This is a genomic window from Vreelandella nanhaiensis (assembly GCF_003990185.1).
In the GTDB taxonomy this organism is placed as follows: domain Bacteria; phylum Pseudomonadota; class Gammaproteobacteria; order Pseudomonadales; family Halomonadaceae; genus Vreelandella; species Vreelandella nanhaiensis.
Genome location: NZ_RZHF01000004.1, coordinates 75,834 through 97,709 on the forward strand (window position 1 = coordinate 75,834; position 21,876 = coordinate 97,709).

23 protein-coding genes are annotated in these 21,876 nt (G+C 53.1%); 9 read left to right on the plus strand and 14 right to left on the minus strand.

Going from position 1 to position 21,876, the window contains the following annotated elements; all coding sequences use genetic code 11:
• Positions 1-15: 15 nt before the first annotated feature.
• The 3 genes from ELY38_RS00740 to ELY38_RS00750 all read right to left on the minus strand — a co-directional run bounded on the left by ELY38_RS00740 (position 16) and on the right by ELY38_RS00750 (position 6,005).
• Positions 16-3,201, minus strand: coding sequence for an efflux RND transporter permease subunit (locus ELY38_RS00740; protein ID WP_127059613.1), 3,186 nt, complete (start codon positions 3,199-3,201; stop codon positions 16-18).
• The gene (locus ELY38_RS00745; RefSeq protein ID WP_127059614.1) at positions 3,201-4,478 is read right to left on the minus strand and encodes an efflux RND transporter periplasmic adaptor subunit; all 1,278 of its coding nucleotides are present in this window, start codon (positions 4,476-4,478) and stop codon (positions 3,201-3,203) included. Before ELY38_RS00745 ends, ELY38_RS00740 begins: the two co-directional genes overlap by 1 nt.
• A gap of 69 nt (positions 4,479-4,547) precedes the next feature.
• Entirely contained in the window at positions 4,548-6,005 is a 1,458-nt protein-coding gene (locus ELY38_RS00750; RefSeq protein WP_127059615.1) for a TolC family outer membrane protein, read from the minus strand.
• A gap of 644 nt (positions 6,006-6,649) precedes the next feature.
• On the opposite strand from ELY38_RS00750, the gene ELY38_RS00755 reads away from it, so the two are divergent.
• Positions 6,650-6,961 (plus strand): YqfO family protein, encoded by a 312-nt coding sequence (locus tag ELY38_RS00755; protein ID WP_127059616.1) that lies wholly within the window; start codon positions 6,650-6,652, stop codon positions 6,959-6,961.
• A gap of 5 nt (positions 6,962-6,966) precedes the next feature.
• Here ELY38_RS00755 and ELY38_RS00760 read toward each other — a convergent pair whose 3' ends face one another.
• A complete protein-coding gene (locus ELY38_RS00760; RefSeq protein ID WP_127059617.1) occupies positions 6,967-7,524 on the minus strand; it encodes an NUDIX hydrolase in 558 nt (185 codons plus the stop codon).
• A gap of 92 nt (positions 7,525-7,616) precedes the next feature.
• On the opposite strand from ELY38_RS00760, the gene ELY38_RS00765 reads away from it, so the two are divergent.
• The 3 genes from ELY38_RS00765 to ELY38_RS00775 all read left to right on the plus strand — a co-directional run bounded on the left by ELY38_RS00765 (position 7,617) and on the right by ELY38_RS00775 (position 9,861).
• Complete coding sequence (locus tag ELY38_RS00765) at positions 7,617-8,285, plus strand: CoA pyrophosphatase (RefSeq protein ID WP_185858897.1); 669 nt, start codon at positions 7,617-7,619, stop codon at positions 8,283-8,285.
• Positions 8,282-8,950 carry a 2OG-Fe(II) oxygenase gene (locus ELY38_RS00770; RefSeq protein ID WP_127059619.1) on the plus strand — a complete coding sequence of 223 codons (669 nt, stop codon included), beginning with the start codon at positions 8,282-8,284 and terminating at the stop codon, positions 8,948-8,950. Before ELY38_RS00765 ends, ELY38_RS00770 begins: the two co-directional genes overlap by 4 nt.
• A gap of 425 nt (positions 8,951-9,375) precedes the next feature.
• Positions 9,376-9,861 carry a PRC-barrel domain-containing protein gene (locus ELY38_RS00775; RefSeq protein ID WP_127059620.1) on the plus strand — a complete coding sequence of 162 codons (486 nt, stop codon included), beginning with the start codon at positions 9,376-9,378 and terminating at the stop codon, positions 9,859-9,861.
• 175 nt (positions 9,862-10,036) lie between these two features.
• Here the strand turns inward: ELY38_RS00775 and ELY38_RS00780 are convergent, their stop codons facing one another.
• The gene (locus ELY38_RS00780) at positions 10,037-10,459 is read right to left on the minus strand and encodes an OsmC family protein (protein ID WP_127059621.1); all 423 of its coding nucleotides are present in this window, start codon (positions 10,457-10,459) and stop codon (positions 10,037-10,039) included.
• 265 nt (positions 10,460-10,724) lie between these two features.
• Between ELY38_RS00780 and ELY38_RS00785 the strand changes: the two genes are divergently transcribed.
• Positions 10,725-11,630, plus strand: a complete 906-nt coding sequence (locus tag ELY38_RS00785; protein ID WP_127059622.1) for a DMT family transporter — start codon at positions 10,725-10,727, stop codon at positions 11,628-11,630.
• Here ELY38_RS00785 and ELY38_RS00790 read toward each other — a convergent pair.
• From ELY38_RS00790 to ELY38_RS00800, 3 genes are all read right to left on the minus strand, one after another.
• Complete coding sequence (locus tag ELY38_RS00790) at positions 11,584-12,432, minus strand: MOSC domain-containing protein (RefSeq protein ID WP_127059623.1); 849 nt, start codon at positions 12,430-12,432, stop codon at positions 11,584-11,586. The two genes, ELY38_RS00785 and ELY38_RS00790, sit on opposite strands and share 47 nt — an antisense overlap.
• 72 nt (positions 12,433-12,504) lie before the next feature.
• On the minus strand, positions 12,505-13,500 hold the full coding sequence (gene gntR / locus ELY38_RS00795; RefSeq protein WP_127059624.1) for a gluconate operon transcriptional repressor GntR: 996 nt from the start codon (positions 13,498-13,500) through the stop codon (positions 12,505-12,507).
• Positions 13,501-13,513: 13 nt separating this feature from the next.
• Entirely contained in the window at positions 13,514-14,056 is a 543-nt protein-coding gene (locus tag ELY38_RS00800; RefSeq protein WP_127059625.1) for a gluconokinase, read from the minus strand.
• A gap of 261 nt (positions 14,057-14,317) precedes the next feature.
• On the opposite strand from ELY38_RS00800, the gene ELY38_RS00805 reads away from it, so the two are divergent.
• Positions 14,318-14,767: a MarR family winged helix-turn-helix transcriptional regulator gene (locus ELY38_RS00805; RefSeq protein WP_127059626.1), complete on the plus strand. Its 450-nt coding sequence runs from the start codon at positions 14,318-14,320 to the stop codon at positions 14,765-14,767.
• A gap of 115 nt (positions 14,768-14,882) precedes the next feature.
• On the plus strand, positions 14,883-15,308 hold the full coding sequence (locus ELY38_RS00810; protein WP_127059627.1) for an organic hydroperoxide resistance protein: 426 nt from the start codon (positions 14,883-14,885) through the stop codon (positions 15,306-15,308).
• 7 nt (positions 15,309-15,315) lie between these two features.
• Here the strand turns inward: ELY38_RS00810 and ELY38_RS00815 are convergent, their stop codons facing one another.
• Complete coding sequence (locus ELY38_RS00815) at positions 15,316-16,011, minus strand: aspartate/glutamate racemase family protein (protein WP_127059628.1); 696 nt, start codon at positions 16,009-16,011, stop codon at positions 15,316-15,318.
• 174 nt (positions 16,012-16,185) lie between these two features.
• Between ELY38_RS00815 and yghU the strand changes: the two genes are divergently transcribed.
• Positions 16,186-17,046, plus strand: a complete 861-nt coding sequence (yghU, locus tag ELY38_RS00820) for a glutathione-dependent disulfide-bond oxidoreductase (RefSeq protein ID WP_127059629.1) — start codon at positions 16,186-16,188, stop codon at positions 17,044-17,046.
• A 101-nt stretch (positions 17,047-17,147) separates the two neighbouring features.
• Here yghU and ELY38_RS00825 read toward each other — a convergent pair whose 3' ends face one another.
• From ELY38_RS00825 to ELY38_RS00845, 5 genes are all read right to left on the minus strand, one after another.
• Entirely contained in the window at positions 17,148-17,672 is a 525-nt protein-coding gene (locus ELY38_RS00825) for a DUF421 domain-containing protein (RefSeq protein WP_127059630.1), read from the minus strand.
• A gap of 99 nt (positions 17,673-17,771) precedes the next feature.
• The gene (locus ELY38_RS00830) at positions 17,772-18,095 is read right to left on the minus strand and encodes a hypothetical protein (protein ID WP_127059631.1); all 324 of its coding nucleotides are present in this window, start codon (positions 18,093-18,095) and stop codon (positions 17,772-17,774) included.
• Positions 18,096-18,147: 52 nt separating this feature from the next.
• Positions 18,148-19,140, minus strand: coding sequence for a lipid A deacylase LpxR family protein (locus tag ELY38_RS00835; protein WP_127059632.1), 993 nt, complete (start codon positions 19,138-19,140; stop codon positions 18,148-18,150).
• A 266-nt stretch (positions 19,141-19,406) separates the two neighbouring features.
• The gene (locus ELY38_RS00840) at positions 19,407-19,946 is read right to left on the minus strand and encodes a YaeQ family protein (protein WP_127059633.1); all 540 of its coding nucleotides are present in this window, start codon (positions 19,944-19,946) and stop codon (positions 19,407-19,409) included.
• 72 nt (positions 19,947-20,018) lie between these two features.
• Positions 20,019-20,270: a glutathione S-transferase N-terminal domain-containing protein gene (locus ELY38_RS00845; protein WP_127059634.1), complete on the minus strand. Its 252-nt coding sequence runs from the start codon at positions 20,268-20,270 to the stop codon at positions 20,019-20,021.
• Positions 20,271-20,488: 218 nt separating this feature from the next.
• Between ELY38_RS00845 and ELY38_RS00850 the strand changes: the two genes are divergently transcribed.
• A complete protein-coding gene (locus tag ELY38_RS00850) occupies positions 20,489-21,868 on the plus strand; it encodes a GntP family permease (protein ID WP_127059635.1) in 1,380 nt (459 codons plus the stop codon).
• The last annotated feature ends 8 nt before the right edge of the window (positions 21,869-21,876 follow it).

Below are 21,876 nucleotides of genomic sequence, written 5' to 3' on the forward strand. Positions count from 1 at the left end.
TTTTTTAATCAATCATCACTGCTGGTCGTGCTCCAGTGCTGGCTTTTGGCTATCACGATTAGGATGCCGTTTTCGGTACAGCCAATCGGAGACAGTGGCAATCATGGCGTAGAAACTGGGAATAAACAGACTACCCAGAATCGCAACCGACGCCATACCTACGGCAACCGTGGTACCAATATGGTGGCTGCTGACGTCACTGGCGCCCGTCGCCAATGCCAGCGGCAAGGTGCCAAAGATGAACGCAAGCGATGTCATGACAATAGGCCTAAAGCGCAGTTCCGCCGCGGTAATGGCTGCCTCGCGGATCGACTTGCCCTGCTCCTTACGCTGGAGTTCGGCAAATTCCACGATCAGAATCGCGTTCTTCGCCGCCAGGCCCACGACCACCAGCATTCCGATTTGCACGTACACACTGGTATCCAGCCCGCGCAGAGCAATACCCCCGACACCACCCAGGAAGGCAAAGGGCGTGGCGGTCAGTACCGCAAGCGGCAGTGACCAGCTTTCGTACTGGGCAGCCAGAATAAGGAAGACCATCATGATACCGAACACGATAGCCAGCATGGCCGTATTACCCAGGTTGGCTTCCTGGTAAGCCGTACCGGTCCACCCCATTCCCCAGTTGGGGCCTAGCGTGTCCATCACGACCTGGTCCATGGCTTCAATGGCCTGTGCCGAACTGTAGCCAGGCGCCGCGCCACCCTGGAATTGCGCACCGGTATATACTCCAAACCGCGATACTACCGAGGGGCCGACCTGGCGCTCCAACGTGACGAATTCAGATAACGGTATACGCTCGCCGTTTCTACCGCGCACGTAGACGCTACTTACATCATCCGGCGTTTTACGGAATTCATCTTCGTTTTGCAGGTATACCTGGAAGTTACGGTTCTGATAGCTGAAGAAGTTAACAAATCCGTTTCCAAAGGTATTGGAGAGCGCCGAGTTGATATTTTCCAGCGCCACACCATAACTCAAGGCTTTCTGCTGGTCGATTTCTGCTCTAAATGACGGCACATTAACGTTGAAGGTAGTAAATACTTGGCTTAATGCCGGATGCTGGTTAGCAGCGCCCATGATTTGCAGTGAGGCTTCATAAAGCTCACGGGGCGAAGCGCCGTCAAACGACTGCAGATAGCCAGTAAAACCACCGGTAGTGGAAAGTCCCATGATGGGCGGGACGTTAAACGCCATAGCCGAACCGCCATCGATACTCGCGCCCAGCTGCATGATCTGTCCCACCAGCCCATCGGCTGTCAGGTCACGATCCCCCCAAGGCACCATGTTGACGAAGATAATGCCGCGCGCCGTATTCACAGCACTTGCCAGAATATCGTAGCCCGCTATCGCTGAGGAGTATTGTACTCCAGGGATATCCTGAATCGCAGAGCTGAGCTTTGCCATGTAGTTCTGGGTACGATCAAGCGAGGCAGCATCGGGCAGCGATACGCTGACCAGCACGATCCCCTGATCGGTTTCCGGCACCAACGTTGAAGGCGTATTGGCATACAGCCAATAAGAACCTGCCCCGACAGCTATCGTGAGTGCTAGCGCCAGCACCCAAAAGCGCACCAGCTTGACGACAAACCACATATAGACCGCAGTAATACCTGCAAATAGACGGTCAAACAGACGCAGCGGGGTAGTAATCGCACGCTTAAATGCCGACTGACGCGAATGATGTAGATTGTGCTTGATGAAGATGGCCGAAAGCGCAGGAGTAAACGTCAATGCCATTAAAGCTGACAGGGCCACCGAAATCGCTACGGTTATCGCAAACTGTTGATAAATCTGCCCGGTAAAACCACCCAGGAAGGCCACCGGCACGAAGACCGCGGCCATAATCAAAGAGGTAGCAATAACCGGCCCGCCCACTTCTTTCATGGCGCGGATCGTTGCGTCGTGAACAGAAATATCGTCTTCTTCGCTGAGTACACGCTCAACGTTTTCTACCACCAGTATCGCGTCATCCACCACGATCCCTATCGAAAGCACCAATGCAAATAGCGTGAGCAGATTGATAGAGAAATCAAACAGGTAGAACCCGGCAAAGGTACCGATGACCGAGACTGGGACTACGGACATGGCAATAACGGTAAAACGCCAGTTCTGCAGGAAGATAAACAGGATCACGATAACGATCAGGAAAGCTTCGATAAAGGTATGAAATACCGTCTCTACCGATGCATCGATGAACTGGGTGGTATCGTAAGGCGTTACATACTCAAGTCCCGGCGGGAAACGGCTGGCAAGGTCTGCCATGGTCTCGCGCACTGCATCCGCTGTCGCCAGGGCGTTGGCGCCCGGCTGCTGATTGATGATGATAGGCGTCATGGTGGCGCCATTCAGACGTGCATCAATACCGTAGAATGAGGCACCCAACTCGATACGCGCTACGTCTTCAAGGCGCAACGATGACCCGTCCGGGTTGGTGCGCAGATAGATATTACGGAAATCGTTGGTATCCGACAGTCGGCCACCGGCGGTGATTGTATACGTATAGGCGCGCGGCTCTCCCTGGGGCGTTGCTGCCAGGTTACCTGCAGGGATTTCCGTGTTCTGCGCGCGAATGGCGCTGGCCACTTCGCTGGGCGTCAAGTCATACTGCGCCAGCTTGTCCGGGTCCATCCAGATACGCATGGCGAACTCGCCCCCGCCTAACACTTCGGCGTTACCCACGCCCGGCACCTGGCGCAGTTCGTCGAGAATGTTAAGGGTGGCATAGTTCTGCATGTAAACGTTGTTGTAGTCGCCGTTGGGAGACGTCAGGGCAATCAGCATCAGGATGGAGTCAGAGCGCAACTCAACCGTTACGCCCTGGGACTGCACCTGCTCAGGCAACTGGGAAAGGGCCCCCTGCACACGGTTATTGACGTTGATGGTGTTGATATCACCGTCGGTGCCAATGTTGAACGCCACGCTCAGACTCATGAGGCCGTTATCCGCGCTGTTGGAGGTCATGTACAGCATGTCCTCAACACCGTTGATGGCCTCGGCAAGCGGCGCCGCGACGGTTTGCGCAACAGTTTCCGCATCGGCACCCGGGAACTGAGCCTGTACGGAAACAGTGGGTGGCACAACGCTTGGATACTGCTCAATAGGCAGTATCCGCATGGCCATGGCACCTACCAGCGTCAGGATAATCGCCAGTACCGTGGCAAAAATCGGACGACTGATAAAGAAGTTAGAGACATTCATTATTGCGCACCCTCTTCCCCTTCACCTGGGGGCGTCTGGCCAGCGCCTTCGGTCATTTCTGACGCGGCTTCAGCCTGCTCCTGCTGCTCTTGTGCCTCCGCCTCTTCGACGCGCTCCACTACTTCACCAGCATTGCCGTTAAAGGGTTGAGGGTCTATCGCCATACCTGGCTCCAGGCCTGCGGGGTCACCTACAATAACGCGATCACCTGCTTCAAGGCCGTCAGCAATAATCTGCCAGGGGCCAGCCACATCGCCCAGCTGCACGGTGCGCTCACGCGCCTGGTTGTTTTCATCCAGCACAAATACACGCGGGCCCATCAAGCCCTGAGTCACCGCGATTTCCGGCACTGCAAATACGTTGAAACGCCTTAATCCGTCAAGGCTCACCCGGACAAACTGACCGGGCAGCACGGCACCGTCAGGATTATCAAAGGTGGCGGAGGCCTGCACGGTGCTGGTGCCGCTATCCACCCGAGAGCCCAGAAAATCCAGGCGACCTTCAAGCTCGGCACTACTACCGCCGCCCTGACCTGGCACGCTCAACCGTGCGGTAATCTCAGACGCGTCACCTGCCTCGTTTAGCTGGCGGCGCAGCTCAAAGGCGTCGCGCTGAGGCAACTGAAAACGTACTTCCAGCGGATCCAGCGGCGTAATAGTGGCAAGCTCTGTTCCCGAGTTGACGAAATTGCCGACGTTGATCTGGCTCAAGCTGATCATGCCGGATACCGGCGCCGTCATGTTGGCGTAACCAAGATCCAGATTGGCGCTGGTCAGCGCGGCTTCAGCCTGAGCAACGTTAGCTTGCGCTACACGCTGCTCTGCCTGCGCCTGGTCATACTGCTGGCGGCTGACCGAGTTCTGGTTGAGCAGCTGCTCAAAACGCTGGGCATCACGCTGAGCACGGGACAATTCAGCACGCGCACTCTGTAAATCGGCTTCACGCTGATTAACCGTTGCCTGATAGAGATCAGGCTCGATGGTGTAAAGCGCATCGCCTTCTTCAACCATCTGACCGGGTTCGAAGTGGCGCTCTTCCAGGTAGCCGCTAACCCGCGCCACCAGCGTCACTTCGCTATCGCTACGCAGTAACGAAGGATAGGATTTATTTAACGGAATATCCTGACGAGCGACTTCCGCTACTTCCACCTTATGAGGCGGCGCTTCTTGCTGCCCGCCCTGTTGCTCTTGAGGCTGTTCCTGGCCACAGGCGGTTAACGCTAGCGCGGCAATCAGCGTGACTAGACTCGCTCGGCGTGAGTGAATCACCTTTCTCATACGTTGGGTTCCCTTGATATTCTCGAAACGTCGACTAACGACGCTGCAATACTTCTATTTTCACGGCGGTTACATGCCAGGCGTGGGCGGCGCCCCAATATCCATGGCACGCTGATAACTGTTTTCACCGCCGTCGGGCAGGGTAAAACTGACCTGCTCGCCGGTTAGCCAAGCGTTGACTTCTTCAATGGCCGGCACGTCGAGCAGGCCGGACTGCTGGCGCAGCGAGAGAAGGTTCACCACATAGTCATAACGGGCTTCTGCATAGTTGGCGATAGCGTTGTAGTAGTTCTGCTCGGCATTCAATACATCAACAATGTTACGAGTACCAACTTCATAGCCCGCCCGAGTGGCTTCAAGTGCACTCTGGGTGGATACGATGGCCTGCTGACGCGCTTCAACCGTTTCGACGTTGTTGCTTACCTGGGTATATAGCGAACGTACCTGCTGAATGGTGGTACGCCGCTGTGATTCAAACTCGTACTGGGTACTTTCCAGCTGATAGGTGCCCTGACGAATGCTGGCACTGGTACTGCCGCCGGTATAGATAGGCAGATTGGCAGATATACCCACCTGGCTTGAGGCGTCATACCCGCTAACGGCATCGATATCGTTATCGGCATGCTGGTAGTTGGCGAAAGCCTGGAAGGTGGGCAGGCGTCCAGCGCGGGCAATATCAACACCTACACGGGAAATCTCGATACCTGCCTGCTGGGCAAGTACCTGCGGGTTACGCTCGATGGCCTGCTCAACCCAGTAGTCACGGTCAGTCGGCGAGGGTAAGGCAACGGGCATATCGCCCAGGGAGTCGATATCGGCATACCGCTGGCCGGTCAACTGCTCAAGCACTTCAAAGGCAACCTGAAGGTTGCTCTCTGCCGCGATGCGATCCGCTCGCGACTGGTCAAAGCTTGCCCGCGCCTCCTCCACTTCAGTGATCGCAATCAAGCCCACTTCAAACTGTTCGCTGGCCTGCTCTAACTGACGCCCAATGGCACGCTCTTGAGCCTGCCTGGCTTCCAGCACCTCGTTGGCCCGCAAAATATCGAAATAAGCGCTCGCCACATCAATTAGTAATTGCTGCTCTGTCGCCGCCAGCAAATACACCTGCTGGTCAATCTGGCGCTCGGTTTGGGTTACTTGCTGGCGCGTTACTTCGTTAAAAAGTATCTGAGTGGCTTCCAAGGTAAGCGACAGGCTGTTGTAGCGATCCTCACCACCGGCCCCCACGCCTGCACCGCTCCTCGTACCGGCTCCGGCTGACGACTGGCTTTCAAACTGCTCATGATGTACCACGTTGCCTGACGCATTTACCTGCGGCAACAGCTCGCCGCGTGCCACATCCCTGGCAGCTTCCACGCTGGAATACTGGGCACGTGCAGAATTCAATGAGGCATTGTTATTCAATGCATCGCGGGTAATGGTAACAAGGTCAGCCGCCTGGGCAGGCAGCACAACAGACGCGGTTAAAACTGCCAATAGCAAGGGTCGTAAAGGGGCATTGACTGCCCAGTGTGCCAGTCGCATGGAAGTGCCTCTAGGTGTCAACGAAGGGTGGTACTGCAAGTAAGCCATTTATAAAGAATGGCATTATAGTTACATTCATGTATGTATGCTAGACTTGAAGTCTGCCTAATTGTATGTACACATCCTTGTCAAGTTATGCCCCCTTAACTTAGACCAAAGCATGGTATTAGGCCGCTTTTTTGGTTCAAAATTATGTTATTTCATGCAATTTCATAAGCCATGCGTGGTTAACAACACGATAACCTCGTGTGAGTACCTTTTTAGCATGACGTCTAACGCTACCATGATAAGTCGCGTTGAAAAGCAATGAACGCTTGAGTAACCGATAGAACTTCGGCTGGCCGAGTTATCCCGAACAACGCTACCGACCAGCGATAGGGTTAACGGCTCACTGCGCTCAATCAGCCTGTAGATACACTCCGCCTTGGCGATTCACAGATAGTAAGTCCATTGTCTGCGCCTGCGTATCGGCAGACCCACACTACAAACCATTCTCCCAAAGCGGTCTTTTAGCGTGCAGCCAAGCGTCATGCAGGCTGAAATGGAGTGATCAATATGCACTCTAGTCAGCTCTTCCTGATGCACCAGCGCTAATAGGCACTATCCACTATTATGTCAGTGTGCCTTTTTCAGAGGAGAGAGCCATGTATAAGCTAACGTTTTTTGTCCCTGTCGATGCTGCCGAAAGCGTTAAGGAAGCAGTGTTTGCAACCGGTGCTGGCCGCATGGGCAATTATGAGGCCTGCTGCTTTCAAACCCGTGGCACCGGTCAGTTCCGCCCGCTTGAGGGGGCCGACCCGCATATCGGCAAGGTAGGCACTCTTGAGCATGTGGAAGAAATCAAGGTGGAGCTTGTATGTGATGATGACCACATTCATACCGCCATTGCGGCGCTAAAGCTTGCCCACCCCTATGAAGAAGTAGCTTACGATGCTTGGCAGCTAGCCGACCTTTAATGTCTCTAAGCGCTTCCAAAATAGCGTTCACGGTCTTCCGGAGTGATGGTACTTGTGCGAAGCGGGAAGTGACCTTGTGGCCGGTCGTTATAGAAGTGGCGCAGCGTGCACTCGATAGTGGGAAAGGCCAGCGCATCCCAGGGAATTTCATGTTCGTCAAACAGGGCCACTTCCAGGCTTTCGACCCCGGCGCTAAAGCCGCCCGTAAGCTCTGCACGAAAAATCATGTACACCTGGTTGATATGCGGCAGGTCAATCAGGGTATAAAGGTCACCTAGCGTTACCTCGGCGTGGGCTTCTTCGCGGGTTTCCCGAATGGCGGCCTGCTGAGTGGTTTCAGCATTTTCCATATACCCGGCGGGCAGTGTCCAGTAGCCTTTGCGCGGGGAAATGGCACGCTTGCAAAGCAGTACTTTTGTGCCACTCACTGGCAGGGTACCGGCAACAATGCGCGGGTTTTGATAATGAATGGTGCTGCAGGCATCGCATAGATAACGTGGCCGGTCGTCGCCTTCAGGAATCGCAAAACGTACTTTTTCACCACATTGGCTGCAAAAATTCATGGCGTGTTCCTAGGGCTTAAGGCCAAGATGACCGCGTGCTTGACGCGCGTTACCACGGCTGGGTAAAAAGAGACAAAGTGATTGGATACCCCATGTTAGAGAATCTGCGTCAAAAGCTGCAACTGCTCTCCCCGAAACGGCTGGATCAGTTCAAGATGTCAGAAGCCGCCGTGCTGATCCCGGTGGTTGACCGCGTCTCGCCCACGCTCTTGTTTACGCGCCGGGCGAGCCACCTGAGCACCCATAGCGGGCAGGTGGCCTTTCCTGGCGGAAAGCGTGAGCCGGAAGATAAAGATCTTTACGCCACGGCCCTACGTGAGGCCCAGGAAGAAATCGGACTGGAACCTGCACTGGTTGAGCCGTTGGGCAGGTTATCGGATGTGATTTCACTGCATGGTCTGCGGGTGACGCCCTGGGTGGGCATCATTCCGCCCGACCTGCCGCTGGTTGCCGACCCCGGCGAACTGGACGCCATTTTTGAAGTGCCGCTTAGCCACTTTCTGGAAGACCGGCGTACGCATACCGATGTCATTACCGTTGACGGCGTTGCCCATTACGTGCCCAGCTACCATGTGGATGGTCATGTCATCTGGGGCCTTTCAGCGATGATGCTCGTCGAGTTACTGGCTGAAGGGTTTGGCATGTCTATCGACCTTTTCCAGCAACCTCCCGGGGCGTTGCAGCACTATCCGGAGCGTAAAAGTCGGCTTCCTCAACAGCCTGATACGACTCAGGCAATACCTAAGAGCATACGTAAATGATGGCTTTTAACGCCTCTTCTTCACCGGTATTTACCCCAACCGCTCAAGTGGCCATTGTGGATGCCCTGGTTGAGCAAGGCTGGTATGTAGGCCAGAACGTTATCGATCATGAACTTTGCAAGGCTCTGCACCATGAACTCCTGCATATGGCAGAGCACGACGCGCTTGAAGAGGCGGGCATCGGACGTGGCCACCAACATCATCTGCGCAAGGACATCCGCGGTGATGCCATTCACTGGCTGGATCGTGAAAGCGAAGCCCAGCGCCACTACCTGAACGCCATGAGCGAGCTCCAGCAGTCACTTAACCAGGCACTTTTTCTGGGCTTATTCGAGTACGAAGCGCATTTTGCCCACTATCCTGCAGGAGCCTTTTATCAGCGCCATCTGGACAGCTTTCGCGGCCGTGCTAACAGGGTCGTCTCTACCGTGTGTTACTTGAACCCTGACTGGCCTGCCGATGGCGGTGGTGAAATGGTGATCTATCATCCCGACGCCCCCCATCATGAGATCGATCGGGTGATTCCCGAAGCAGGTACTTTCGCCTGCTTTCTTTCGGAAACGATTCCCCATGAAGTGCTGCCAACCCATCGTTCAAGAGCCAGCATTGCCGGCTGGTTCAGGCGCAATGCCTCGCTAGGCGGCGTGCTGGACCCTGCGAGATAACAGCGGCTGGGCAAGGCCGATTTAAACAATACTTAGCATTTATTTATATCTATCTGCTTGTATAGAAAAAGGATTAATAATTTTTCAGCAAAAACATTGAAAACCTGATCACAGCAACTACAGTAATAAGTGTCTCAGCGCAGAACAGCGCTTGACCGCGAAACTATCCCCGTAGTTATTCGCACAAAGTTAGAAAGTGGTAACACATTTAGGAGTAATAGTCAGTTGAAAGCACGACAGGATGTTGTGTAAGGGTTGAAGCTTCAGGGAGTGATATTAATCACGAAGAAGCGTTACTAAATTTTAAACCGGCATGTAAGCCCATGTTTAAAGGTTAAGTAACAATCATATTTCATCTGCTATTAATTGAATTAGGTATCGACGTAAAACGTTACACCTACATACAAGTGCAAGGAGCATAAGTTATGAAAATGATCAAATCCGCTGTTATGGGTACTCTGATGGTTCCGGCTTTCGTACTGGCAGCAGGTACAGCATCAGCCGAGGAAAACACAGCTACAGCGACCACTACCGCTGAAGCGACCTACTTGACCACCGCTCCGGAAGGTACTTTTTACGCTGGCTCACTGACGGGCAACGATGTTCAAAGCTCCGTTGAAGATGATGACAACATCGGCACCATTAATGATTTGATTATTAATGAAGATGGCCAGATTCAAGCTGTTGTCATCGGCGTTGGCGGCTTCTTGGGTATGGGTGAGAAAGATGTGGCCATTGAATGGGATTCACTCGAACTGACTCACAACCAGGACAACAACGACTACGAAATTCGCGTTAACGCTTCTAGAGATGCACTTGAGGAGGCTGACGAGTTTGATCGTGACGAAAATAATGATATGAATACCACTAATGACACGAACACCACTAATAACACGAATACCAATAACTAATCAGTTATTGTTAATCTCAAAAGGCCTTGGCTTTTGCCAAGGCTTTTTTATGCCTCCTTAATATAGGTATCAACATACAATATTAGCAATCAAGTTAATAGTCAGATAAGCCAATTAAACCAGCCAAAATAAAGCGCCACGCAATATTACGTGGCGCTATTGAGTTGCTAAACCATTATCCTTTTAGTTTAGCGGTCATGCTGATATCGGCATTTAACACTTTTGAAACCGGGCAGTTGGCTTTGGCAGCTTCAGCGGCTTCTTGGAAGCTGGACTCATCAGCGCCATCGATTTCAGCGACTACATCCAGATGAATTTTGGAAATACTGAACCCTTGAGAATCCTGTTTCAGGGTAACGCTTGCGCTAGTTTCAATGGAATTTGCAGTATAACCCTTGTCACCCAGAATCATTGACAGTGCCATTGAAAAGCAACTGGCATGTGCAGCACCTATGAGCTCTTCCGGGTTGGTGCCTTTTTCATCTTCAAAACGCTTTTTGAACGAGTAATGGGCATCCAGAACGCCACTCTCGGTTTTAACGGTACCTTGACCGTCTTTAAGTCCACCTTCCCAACGTGCGCTAGCTTTACGATCCATGAGAACTCCTTGTGTACAGATAGCTACCAGCCAGCTTGATCAATGTGGTTCCTACCTGATCAACTGGGTTAAAGAGCCGCTTGTTGTTGAACAAGCCGACTGCCTTATTCAGCGTAGCTGATTTTAAGCTGACTGCCGAACCCACCTCACCGGCTTTACCTCAACAAGCTGGGATATTATCTGAAAATGGCGGCTGGCTTTCCTCGTTGCGCGATCCCCCTTATGCTGGCTGAAAGGGTAAAAGATAAATTGCCAAGGACATCCAATGTCAGCAGCCGATGCGCTACGCCTGATACTGCTCTCTACACTGTGGGGGCTATCGTTTATTTTTATGCGCGTCGCAGCGCCCGAGTTTGGCGCTGTTCCTCTGGTGCTTATTCGTATGGGGGTCGGTGCGCTATTGCTGGTCCCGCTACTGCTAAGCCTTCACTATCTGCGCCTTATTTGGCAGCACAAAGGGCCATTGCTGTTTCTGGGGCTGGTCAATCACGTTCTTCCCTTTTCCCTGCTAGCACTCGCGACTACACGCTTGGAGGCGGGTTTTACATCGTTAATCAATGCGACAACGCCTATCTTCACAGCGTTACTGGGTGCCTTGTTTTTTGCAACGCCAGTTCAGCGTCAACAATATATTGGATTGGCGCTTGCCTTGCTGGGCGTCTATGTTCTATCGGCCAATCGGCTGGACTTTGCCTTGGGAGGTGATGGCTGGTTTATTCTTGCCGTATTAGCGGCAACGTTTTGCTACGGCATTGCAGGCAATTACTCAAAAACACGCCTGAGCCATCTCCCAGTTCGGGTACTGGCGGCGGGCAGCAGTGCAATGTCAGCCCTTATGCTTCTGATTCCCGGCGTGTGGCTATGGCCCAGCGAGCCGATTAGCTCGCTTGCCTGGAGCAACGCATTGGCACTTGCAACACTCAGTACTACGCTTGCTTTCCTGCTCTACTTTGGCCTTTTAGCCAGCGCTGGCGCCACAGCCGCATCGACCGTTACCTTTCTGGTACCTGTGAGCGCACTCTTGTGGGGCTATCTGCTGCTTGGGGAAACCCTGAGCCTTCAGGTAATTGCTGGCATGATTATCACACTGCTGGGCACCGCTATTGCCATCCAGCTACTGCGACTCAGGACTCGCGGCTCACCGCTACCAACGCGTCCCCCACACGAATAGTGCTCCCCTCCCCTATGTGAAGGGTCGCGTTTTGACCGAAATAGCCGCCTTTTAATGCGGGTTGGGTCTTTAGGTTAATCAAGGTTTTAAGCGGTTCTGCGGGCTCGCGCACTTCGGCGGTTTGTTGATCTACCGTGGTAATCTTGCAGCGCTTGCAGGGCTTACGCAGGGTGAATGTGAAGCCACCTGTTTTTGCCTGAAGCGTTTTCCAGTGATCTTCAGCCCAGGCGTCATTCGTCTCAACCACAATACTGGGCCGAAAACGGTCCATCGGCACTGGCTGGCTTCCACTCTTTTTTAAAGCGTCATTAAGCGCTTGCAAGGAGCCGGTTGAAGTAATCAGGAAAGGATACCCATCGGAGAAATGCGTATGGGCTTCTTCACCTTCAAGAAACGCATCTTCTACCGAACGTTTAAACTGGGTAGCAAAACGAACCAGGGTCAGCCCCTTCGCCTGCTCGCCGAGCGCGTCTTCAAGCCAGCGGGAAACCGCTTCGCTTTCAGGCCAGGCCTTACAGTGATCCTCCCAGACCTGAACGATACGCAGGTTGCCCTCAGGCTCTTTAAGCGGTATGGAAATAGGCGCAACGTGGGGATGCGAGAGCACTAGCGCATCGGCGGTTAACGCCACCTCTACCGTTGCCAGGGCGGGTAACTGGCGCTGCGTTACAAAGCGCTGCCGGGTATCAACCAACATCCACCGGCGGTCCCAGGCAAGCCCGGTCGATAGTAACTCGCCTTGCTGAAGGCTGATGCCTTTTAAAGATTTAACCGGGTAAATATTGAGCTGAACAACCTTCACGATAGCCTCGGCACAAACGAAATAGACCACTTTAGCCAGTTAGCGCGCTTATCGCTAGCCTCGTTTGGGAAGCTAAAGCGTACCGCCACTTTCAATACGATACCCAAGATCAATAACGTTGCCAGCAGGTACTTCTCCCTGAATGCTGGCCAGCAAGGCTTTGGCTGCCGCCTCGCCAATCGCCTGGCGCGGTGTAATCACGCTGGCCAGACGTGGTGTCATCGCCTGCCCGACATCATGGCCATGGAAACCGGCGATAGCCATTTGCCCAGGCACATCGATTCCCTGGCGCTGACATTCAAAGTACGCCCCTACGGCCACGTCATCGTTCGTGCAAAAGATACCGTCTGCTTCAGGGTGATCGCTTAAAATCTGTTTTAAAAGCGCCGACCCAACGCTATAAGAGGAGCGCTGGCTGCTATGGAGCGCGACCGGCGTCAAGGCGTGCGCTTCCATGGCTTGATAATAACCCTGCTCACGCTGCCGGGTTCGTTCATCCAACCGCACCCCCAGATAAATTACCCGACGCCGACCGTGGCGAATCATTTCACTGACCATATCAAAGGCGGCGTTAACATTATCGTAGCCCACCGCCTGCTGTAGCGCAGGGCGGTGGGTGTCCATGATTTCCACAACAGGAATGCCGGCTGTTTCCAGCATACGTAGGCTGCGCTGGGTGTGATTACGATCCGAAAGAATGATCCCATCCACATTATAGGAAAGCAGCGAGGCCAGGCTACGCTCTTCAAGTTCCGGGCTATAGCCGTAGTGAGAAAGCATTAAATGGTAGCCAGCGGGCTCGGCATATGCCTCAATCCCGACGATGACATCGGCAAATACCTGGTTGGTCAACGAGGGCACCAGTACGCCAATGGAATGACTGGTCGCCCTGGAAAGCAAGTCAGGGGCCCGGTTGGGGATATAGCCTACCTTTTCTGCCGCACTGAAAATTCGCTCACGCAACCCTTCAGAAACGGTTTCCGGTGCTCTTAGACAGCGGCTGACCGTCATTTTGGTGGCTCCCACCTGGTCAGCAATATCTTGTAGCGTGGGTCTTTTTTTCTTCAAACGGCTACGGCCTCTATAGCAATGGAGTGCCTGGCGCGCGATTTGAAAAGCTGCCAAGCGTGTCGGTAAATCGGCTCACAATCTCCTCGGGAGAAAGTTCAATGGAGACGGTAAAGGCTTCATCGTCTCCCGGCGACTCCAGATCGGCTAACTGGCTGGCCAGCATATTCTCGCCTTTAAAAAAGTGTCCTTCCCGCGTTTCCAGACGTTCGCGTAGCAGGTCGCGGCTGCCTTCCAGAAACAGAATTTTAAGCGCGGGGTCGCCTTTGCGCAGGCAGTCACGGTATCGCCATTTTAATCCTGAACAGGCAATGATCACGGTTTTATCCTGCTGGCGATATTTTGCAAATAGCCCGGCCAGCGTTTCAAGCCACCCCTGACGATCATCATCATTTAATGGCGTACCACTGGCCATTTTGGCCACGTTAGCGGGAGGATGATAGTCATCGCCGTCAATAAAGACAGCCCCCAGGGAGGATGCGACCTGTTTGCCAATCAAGGACTTCCCACACCCCGATGCCCCCATGACCAAAATACGATAAGAAGCGGGATTCATTGGATAATTTCTCCAGACATGCGGCCTATGCGCCCAAGGTTTCAAACCTTTATCGCCATAATGCCAGATAGGTGGCAGGATTGGATATTTAACGTACTCGTACAAACGCCGACATTGTTACCGGTAACATACTAATAAGAGGCTAGCGAGCCGATTTAGCGGTGTCAAAGCAAAACCATCATTTTACGACCAACGTATAGGTCTGGTAAGCGAGGGCATGGCGCGCTACATTATCCCATCGCATCCCGTTCCGGAGCCGATATGCCCGCATTTGAGTCTTGCAGTGAGCTGGAGCTGGACCGCCAGCTCTGTTTTGCGCTGTACTCCACCTCGTTAACGATGACAAAAATCTATAAACCGCTTCTCAAGGAGTTAGGGCTTACCTATCCACAATATTTGGCCATGCTGGTGTTATGGCAACAGGATGGCATTACAGTAGGCATGTTAAGCAAGCGCCTGTTGACTGACCCAGGCTCGCTGACACCTTTACTTAAACGCCTTGAAGCTGACCAGCTATTGGTACGCCAGCGCAGCCGTCAGGATGAACGCATTGTGGAGCTATTCCTGACCGATAAGGGTCATGCACTGCGTGAGCAGGCACGGCATATCCCGAGTTGCATTATTAATGCCAGTGAAAAATCGGTAGAAACCCTGACTCAGTTGAAAGACGATCTCGTGCAGCTACGCAATAGTTTGCAAAAAGACAAATAATTTTTGAAAAGCACCGGCAAAAAGTTTACCGAAATTTATATTGCGCGCAAAAATAAGCTGCAATAAATTAAAACCAGAGCAGTATTTCAACCAAAAGCAGGAAAGGGAACTTGTTATGTCTATCGAAAAAGTTGTTTACCGTGCCCATGCCACCGCAACTGGCGGCCGTGAAGGCCAAGCCAAATCCTCTGACGGCGCATTGGATGTAAAACTTAGCACTCCCAAGGAGCTGGGCGGCGCAGGCGGCAACGGCACCAACCCCGAGCAACTCTTTGCGGCGGGCTACTCTGCCTGTTTTCTAGGTGCCCTGAAGCATGTTGCAAGCCAGGAGAAAGTAAAACTTCCCCAAGATGCCTCTATTGAAGGTAGCGTAGGTATTGGTGCCATTCCCACCGGTTTTGGTATTGAAGTCGAGCTTACAATCAGCTTGCCGGGTCTTGAAAAGAGCGTCGCCCAGAATCTGGTCGACAAGGCTCACGTTGTTTGCCCCTACTCTAACGCTACGCGTGGCAACATTGAGGTTACGCTGACGCTGGCTTGAGTCTGATTTAACTATCCAGCGCTCGTGCGACCGCCCTGCTTGCATGCAGGGCAGTGGTGTCATAAAGCTTCACGTGCGTATGCGACTGCTCGACCAGCAGTGCGATCTCGGTACAGCCCAGGATAACCGCCTGAGCACCCTGCTCGTGCAAATGATCAATGACCTCAAGATAACGTTGACGAGAATCGTCGTTTACTTCTCCCTGACACAGCTCATCGAAAATAATGCGATGCACGGTCGTCCGCTCGGCCTCAGCCGGGACAATGACCTCAATGCCGAACTTATCCTGCAAACGCGCCTTATAGAAATCCTGCTCCATGGTGAAACGTGTACCCAGCAAGCCTACGCGGGTAATGCCATCCTTCTGTAACTGCTCGGCTGTCGCATCGGCAATATGCAACAATGGAATCCTAATGGCCTGCTCAATGGCCGGAGCCACTTTATGCATGGTGTTGGTGGCCAGGAGTAAAAAATCAGCCCCGGCCCGCTCCACCGCCAGGGCAGCTTCAGCGAGTATCTTTCCAGCTTTCTCCCAGTCGCCTTGTTGCTGCAGGGTTTCGATTTCTGCGAAATCCACGCTGAACATGACGATCCTGGCTGAGTGAAAGCCGCCTAGCGCCTGCTTTACGCCTTCATTCAAAGCGCGGTAATAGCTCTGCGTTGATTCCCAGCTCATTCCGCCCAGCACGCCAATTACCTGCATTGTGCCTCCTTGCTTCTTTACAGATTTATTTTATTAACCGGCTAATAACATACCCTCTTGTACTCGTTTCTTACTACCCTCATAAAGCACTTAGTAAGGAATTACCCATGATGCCAAAGGAGAGATCACTCTGGTTTTTAGGCATTACCCCACTAACGAAACAGCGAGGCAATGATGAGCGATACGTCCTATACCCCACCACACGTTTGGAAATGGGAACCCGGCAATGGCGGAAAGTTTGCCAACATTAACCGCCCTGTTGCAGGACCAACCCATGATAAAGCGCTGCCTGTTGGCAAGCATCCGCTACAGCTCTACTCGCTGGGAACTCCTAACGGTGTAAAAGTGACCGTTATGCTTGAGGAGCTTTTGGAAAAAGGCATCAAAGAAGCTGAATACGATGCTTATTTAATCCAGATTGGTGAAGGCGATCAGTTCGGTAGTGGCTTTGTGGATGTAAACCCTAACTCCAAAATCCCCGCGCTGATGGATCACAGCACTAATCCGCCTCAGCGTGTTTTTGAATCTGGCGCCATTCTTCTCTACCTGGCTGAAAAATTTTCCGCTTTCCTGCCAAGCGACCCGGCCAAGCGTACCGAGTGCCTTTCCTGGCTTTTCTGGCAAATGGGTAGCGCCCCTATACTGGGCGGCGGCTTTGGTCACTTCTATGCTTACGCACCTGAAAAGTACCAGTACCCTATAGACCGTTACACCATGGAAGTGAAACGCCAGCTGGATGTGTTGGACCGTCATCTAGCCAACAACCGCTATATGGCTGGCGATGAATACTCCATCGCCGATATGGCTATCCACCCTTGGTATGGCGCGCTGGTCACCAATCGCATTTATGAAGCGGCTGAATTTCTGGAAGCTCATACATACAAGAACGTGCTGCGCTGGGCTGAAGAGATCGATACTCGCCCGGCCGTTAAGCGAGGCCGCATGGTTAACCGCACCTTTGGTGAACCCAGCGAGCAGTTGCACGAACGCCACGATGCCAGCGATTTTGAGCATAAAACCCAGGACAAGATCTAGCGACACCGCTAAGAATGCAGAAACACAAAAGCGGCCCCGAGGGGCCGCTTTTGATCTGTACGCAGCACTGGATTAAAAAGGAAGAACGCTAGCCGCTTACTTCAGCGGTCTAGCTGACGCACCCCTTCAAGGCTCGAATCAGCACGGGAATCACCCTTTTTGACCACGCTTAATGAGCCATCGGTTTCCAGAATAACCGCATGCGCTTCGCTTACACAGCCAAGACCATTGCTACGGATTGCGGCACGCACTTCATCATGGGTAACGCGAGCCTCCCGCAGCGCTTTGGTAAGAAACTCACCACGATAAAGCAGCATTAAAGGCTCGCCGGTCACCAAGCGCTTTACCCAGCGCTTGCGTACGCTTAGCCAGGTTATCGCAAACTGCAGAAAGATCAGCAGCCCCAGTGCAAGTGCGCCTTCGGCCAGGGCAACGTCCTTGGAAAGCAGGATTGTCGCAAGCGTTGAGCCAAGCGCCACGGTTACGATAAGGTCAAACGCATTCATCTTGGAAAGCGTCCGGTTACCTGAAAGGCGCAGAAACAACACTAGTACGCCATATGCCAGCAAACCAATAATGAGCGTACGAAAAAGATTTTCCCAACCGTTAAAAAATATAGAATCCATAACGTCCTTGTCGCAGGCACGCAGTGTGCCGAAGAGTGAAAGCCTGTTACTACTGACAAACTAGCGGCTATTCAAGCTGTCCGCCAGTATCTGGCCGGGTCAGGCGTCGTGCTGTTTCCACCAGGCGGCATATGAACTGTTGTGCGGTGCCTTACCAGTTTCATCAGGCGCGCCATCCTCCCACCATACAGGCCCGCGTTCGCCCAGCGCTTCTTTGGCGGCCTGTACACGCTCACGAGCTTTACGCAACGCTTCATCATTGTCTTGGTTTTTGGCACGCTTCACTGCACGGCGGGCATCCATAAGCGCATTGACATGGGTTTGCCGCTCATCTTCGCTCAAACGAGGATCGGTGCAGCGCCACAGGCGGTTTTTAGCAATGAAATAGCGCCCGTCAGGCGTATGCGGATAGGGGTTGGCCATGCACTCCTCCGGGTTGCCGGTAGCCACGCTGGCTTGCGCGGCCAGGCTGGCTCTAGAAGCTTCTTGAAAGCGTGATGGCGCCGTACTTGTCCTGCTTGTCCTGCCCATCGAATTCACGCGTGCGCTGAACCGCAGCGTACGTCACCTGCCACTCATCCCAGGCAAGTGCGAAACCTGCGGCAGCTTCGCCTACCCACTCTTTGCGATCAACCGAGTGGCTATTGGAGAACACGTTGCCATCCAGCGTTAAGTTGTGCGCCACATAATAGCCTTCGACATTGGCAAATAAGTACCACTGCCAGCCGGTCGTGCTTATCATACGGCCACGGTTACCCGGGTTAGGCGTGAGCGTTGGGATACCACTAGCCTCGTCGCCCCAGCGCACGCCATAACCCGCGCTTGCGTAGGTATTGAGATTACCCAGCGCAACGCTGACGCCAGGGCCATGAGCCAGTCGCTTACCGGCGAAAGGCACGTTATGCCACCATTGACGACGCATGGTCATGTTAAGCAGCGGCTCGTCGCTTAACTGGTTGCCCCAGCCACGAGGCCGGTCACTATTGGTGATATGGTGCACTTCACGCTGAATGCTATCGGCAAGCGATGAAGGGCCTACCAGGCCAACGTCCAGGTGCAGGTCGGTTGCCTGCTGCCAGCTATTACCTACCGGAACATCCTCATAAAGCGACATGCCTACATACACTAGGCCCGCATAGGGACGGTCATCTTCAATCAGCTCGGGGCGCTGAATGTTGTCCGGTGTATAAATCTGATGCATCAGCCGAAAGGCCACCGAGTCTGCCTGACCGATCACGCTATCGGGCAACGACGTTGCCAAACGCTGCGTCCAGTTTTCAGGACTGGGTTTAAACGCCCAGTTAATCTCGAAACCACTGGTGAAATGGCCATCATCACTGCTAGCCATACCATCGTTTTCATGTTTGATGGAAAGAACGTTGTTATCTGCACTTGCCAATAAAGGTAATAGGCTTAATGCGGCCATGAGAAAAAACTGGCGCCAGCGTAGCAGGCAAGGGTTATGCATTGCTCGTTCCTTGAGTAGAGAGGGCAAAGGGCGTTAGCGCCTGGAACAAGCGCCAACAAACATTTCTGATTGTATGTAAAAATGCAAAAACATAGCAAGCAAACGTTCCTTTTTTCTTTCCAGATTTTTTGCCTTGAAGAAGCAATTCTGCAAGTCTTGCTGAATGTTTTTTACCCTTGGTTAACCATAACTTTTAATGATATTTAGTGATGACAGCTATACCAGTTGCTTCCTATAGGGTAGTAGAACTCTTCAAAGTTTGAAGCTTAACGATCACCTAAAAGCCACTGAGGCGTGATTTCATGCTGGCCATTTTCATCGGTGATATAAAGCGACCCTTCACTTACCATAACCGCCCAGTTAATGGCACGTGGCAGCTCTTGGGCAATCGTCGACAGAGCCTCTTGAGGCAAGGCCGCCACATGAACATTTTTAAGCGTCATGACGCTTGGCAATACTTTGTTTTCCCACACATCAATACGTCCGTAAGCCAGCAGCGATACGCGCTCGGCGCGGCGTGAGCACCAGGTCAGGCGTTCGGCATCGGGCAAACCCACCTCGATCCAGTGAAGAACTCGGCCATCCAGACTCTTCTCCCACAGCGCCGGCTCATCCACATCAGAAAGCCCCCGCCCGAAGGCCAGCGATTCGCTGTACCACAGCACGTAAGCAATCAGGCGTGCACTCATCCTCTCTTCAGTCTCAGAGGGGTGGCGTGCAATGGTAAAACGCAGGGTTTCATATACCCCGCGATCCAGATCGGTGAGATTGATGTCTACTTTATAGGGTGTCGCACTTAATGCCATTGGTGTATCCACAGATAAATTTTGGCCAGTTTACCTGATGCCTAGCCCGATAGGTGGCAGGCGGTGCGATAATCAGCAGTTAACGTGCCCTGCATTAACGTGCTCGGCAATGGCGAGCGAGTCCCAAACCATAATATCGCCATCTACCAGACAGGGCACCAATCCAGAAGGAGAGAAGCGCATAAAGGTTTCCCGGCTGGCCCCCGCCCCACCTTTGAACGGCACTAGATGTTCGTTAAAAGGAGTGCTCAGCGCTTGCATCAACACCCAAGGGCGCAGTGACCAAGATGAGTAGTTTTTATTAGCGATATACAGATCTGGCATGAGCACATCCTTCTAACAAGAAGAGAGAGTCGTTCTGGACAAAGTATATATACAAGACAGCTGCCTTTGTCTGCTCGCCTATTCTGGTTTCTCATCTGCTCCGTCTTAAACCAAGGTCGTGTGTTTAACGCTTGCCTTCATGTTCTAACATGCTGACGACGCAATGTTACCGATAACATTAATACTCGGTTCGACAACACTTACCCTGGAGCACGCACATGGATGGATGGACGCAAACGATGTCGGCAGGCCCACTGCTGGGCATTGCCACCGCTGCCGTCTTGCTACTTCTGATACTGATTATCAAATTCAAGGTTCATGCTTTTCTTGCCTTGATCGTGATCAGCCTATTGACTGCCTTTGCCACCAACATCCCCTTTGAAGCCATCGTGCCTACCATGATTCAAAGCTTCGGTGGAACGCTCGGCGCCGTTGCTCTGCTGGTGGGTCTGGGTGCCATGCTGGGCAAGTTGGTTGAATACTCTGGGGGAGCTCGAGTACTGTCCGACAAGATGATCGACCTGTTCGGTGAGAAGCGCGCGCCGTTTGCTTTGGGTATCGCCTCGCTACTGATGGGTTTTCCGATTTTCTTCGATGCGGGCCTGATCGTCATGCTGCCGATCATCTTTGCCGTGGCGCGCCGCCTTGGCGGGCCCATTCTTCTGTACGCCATGCCCGCCGCCGCTGCCTTCTCGGTGATGCACGTGTTCCTGCCTCCTCATCCGGGCCCGGTCACTGCCTCTGAGCTTTATGACGCCAACCTGGGGCTTTTGATGCTCACCGGCGTGATCATTGCCTTTCCGATGTGGTGGGTCTCCGGTTATATGTGGGGTAAGTTTGTGGCCAAGCGCTACCCCTTCCCGCTGGGTAAGAGCCTGTTTGGTGAAGTAAAAGAGGAAGAAATCACCAACCCACCTGCCGTGGGCACCGTCATTTTCATGCTGATGCTGCCCTTGATTCTGATTTTCATGAACACCGGCCTGGATTTTCTACGCTCGGTGGGCGCGGTGGATAGTAGTCAGGGCTGGTTCCAACTGATGCGCGCTATGGGTAGCACTCCCGTTGCACTGCTTATTTCCACACTGGTGGCCATGCTGGTGCTTGGTCATCGCCGGGGTATGGAGGGAAATGCGCTTGAGAAGGTGCTGGATTCCGCACTGGGGCCAATCTGCTCAGTGGTGCTGATTACTGGTGCGGGCGGCATGTTTGGCGGCGTTCTGCGCGCCTCGGGCATTGGCGATGCGCTCTCCGGCTCACTTAGTGATTTGGGTCTACCGATTATTCTGGCAGCCTATGTGATTGCCGTCATCATGCGCTTGGCGCAGGGTTCGGCCACCGTTGCCCTGGTCACGGCCGCCGGCCTCATGTCGCCTGCGGTGATTGGTGGAGACTTCAGCGCCATGCAGGTCGTCGCCATTACCGTTGCTACTGCGGCAGGCTCTGTCTTTGCCGGGCACGTCAACGACTCGGGCTTCTGGCTGGTGGGCCGCTTGCTGGGCATGGATGTTAAAACCACGCTCAAGACCTGGACGGTTCAGCAGGCCCTTGAATCCTTGGTGGGTTTTGTATTCGCCTACCTTATTTTCATGCTGTTTTAGGGGATTGT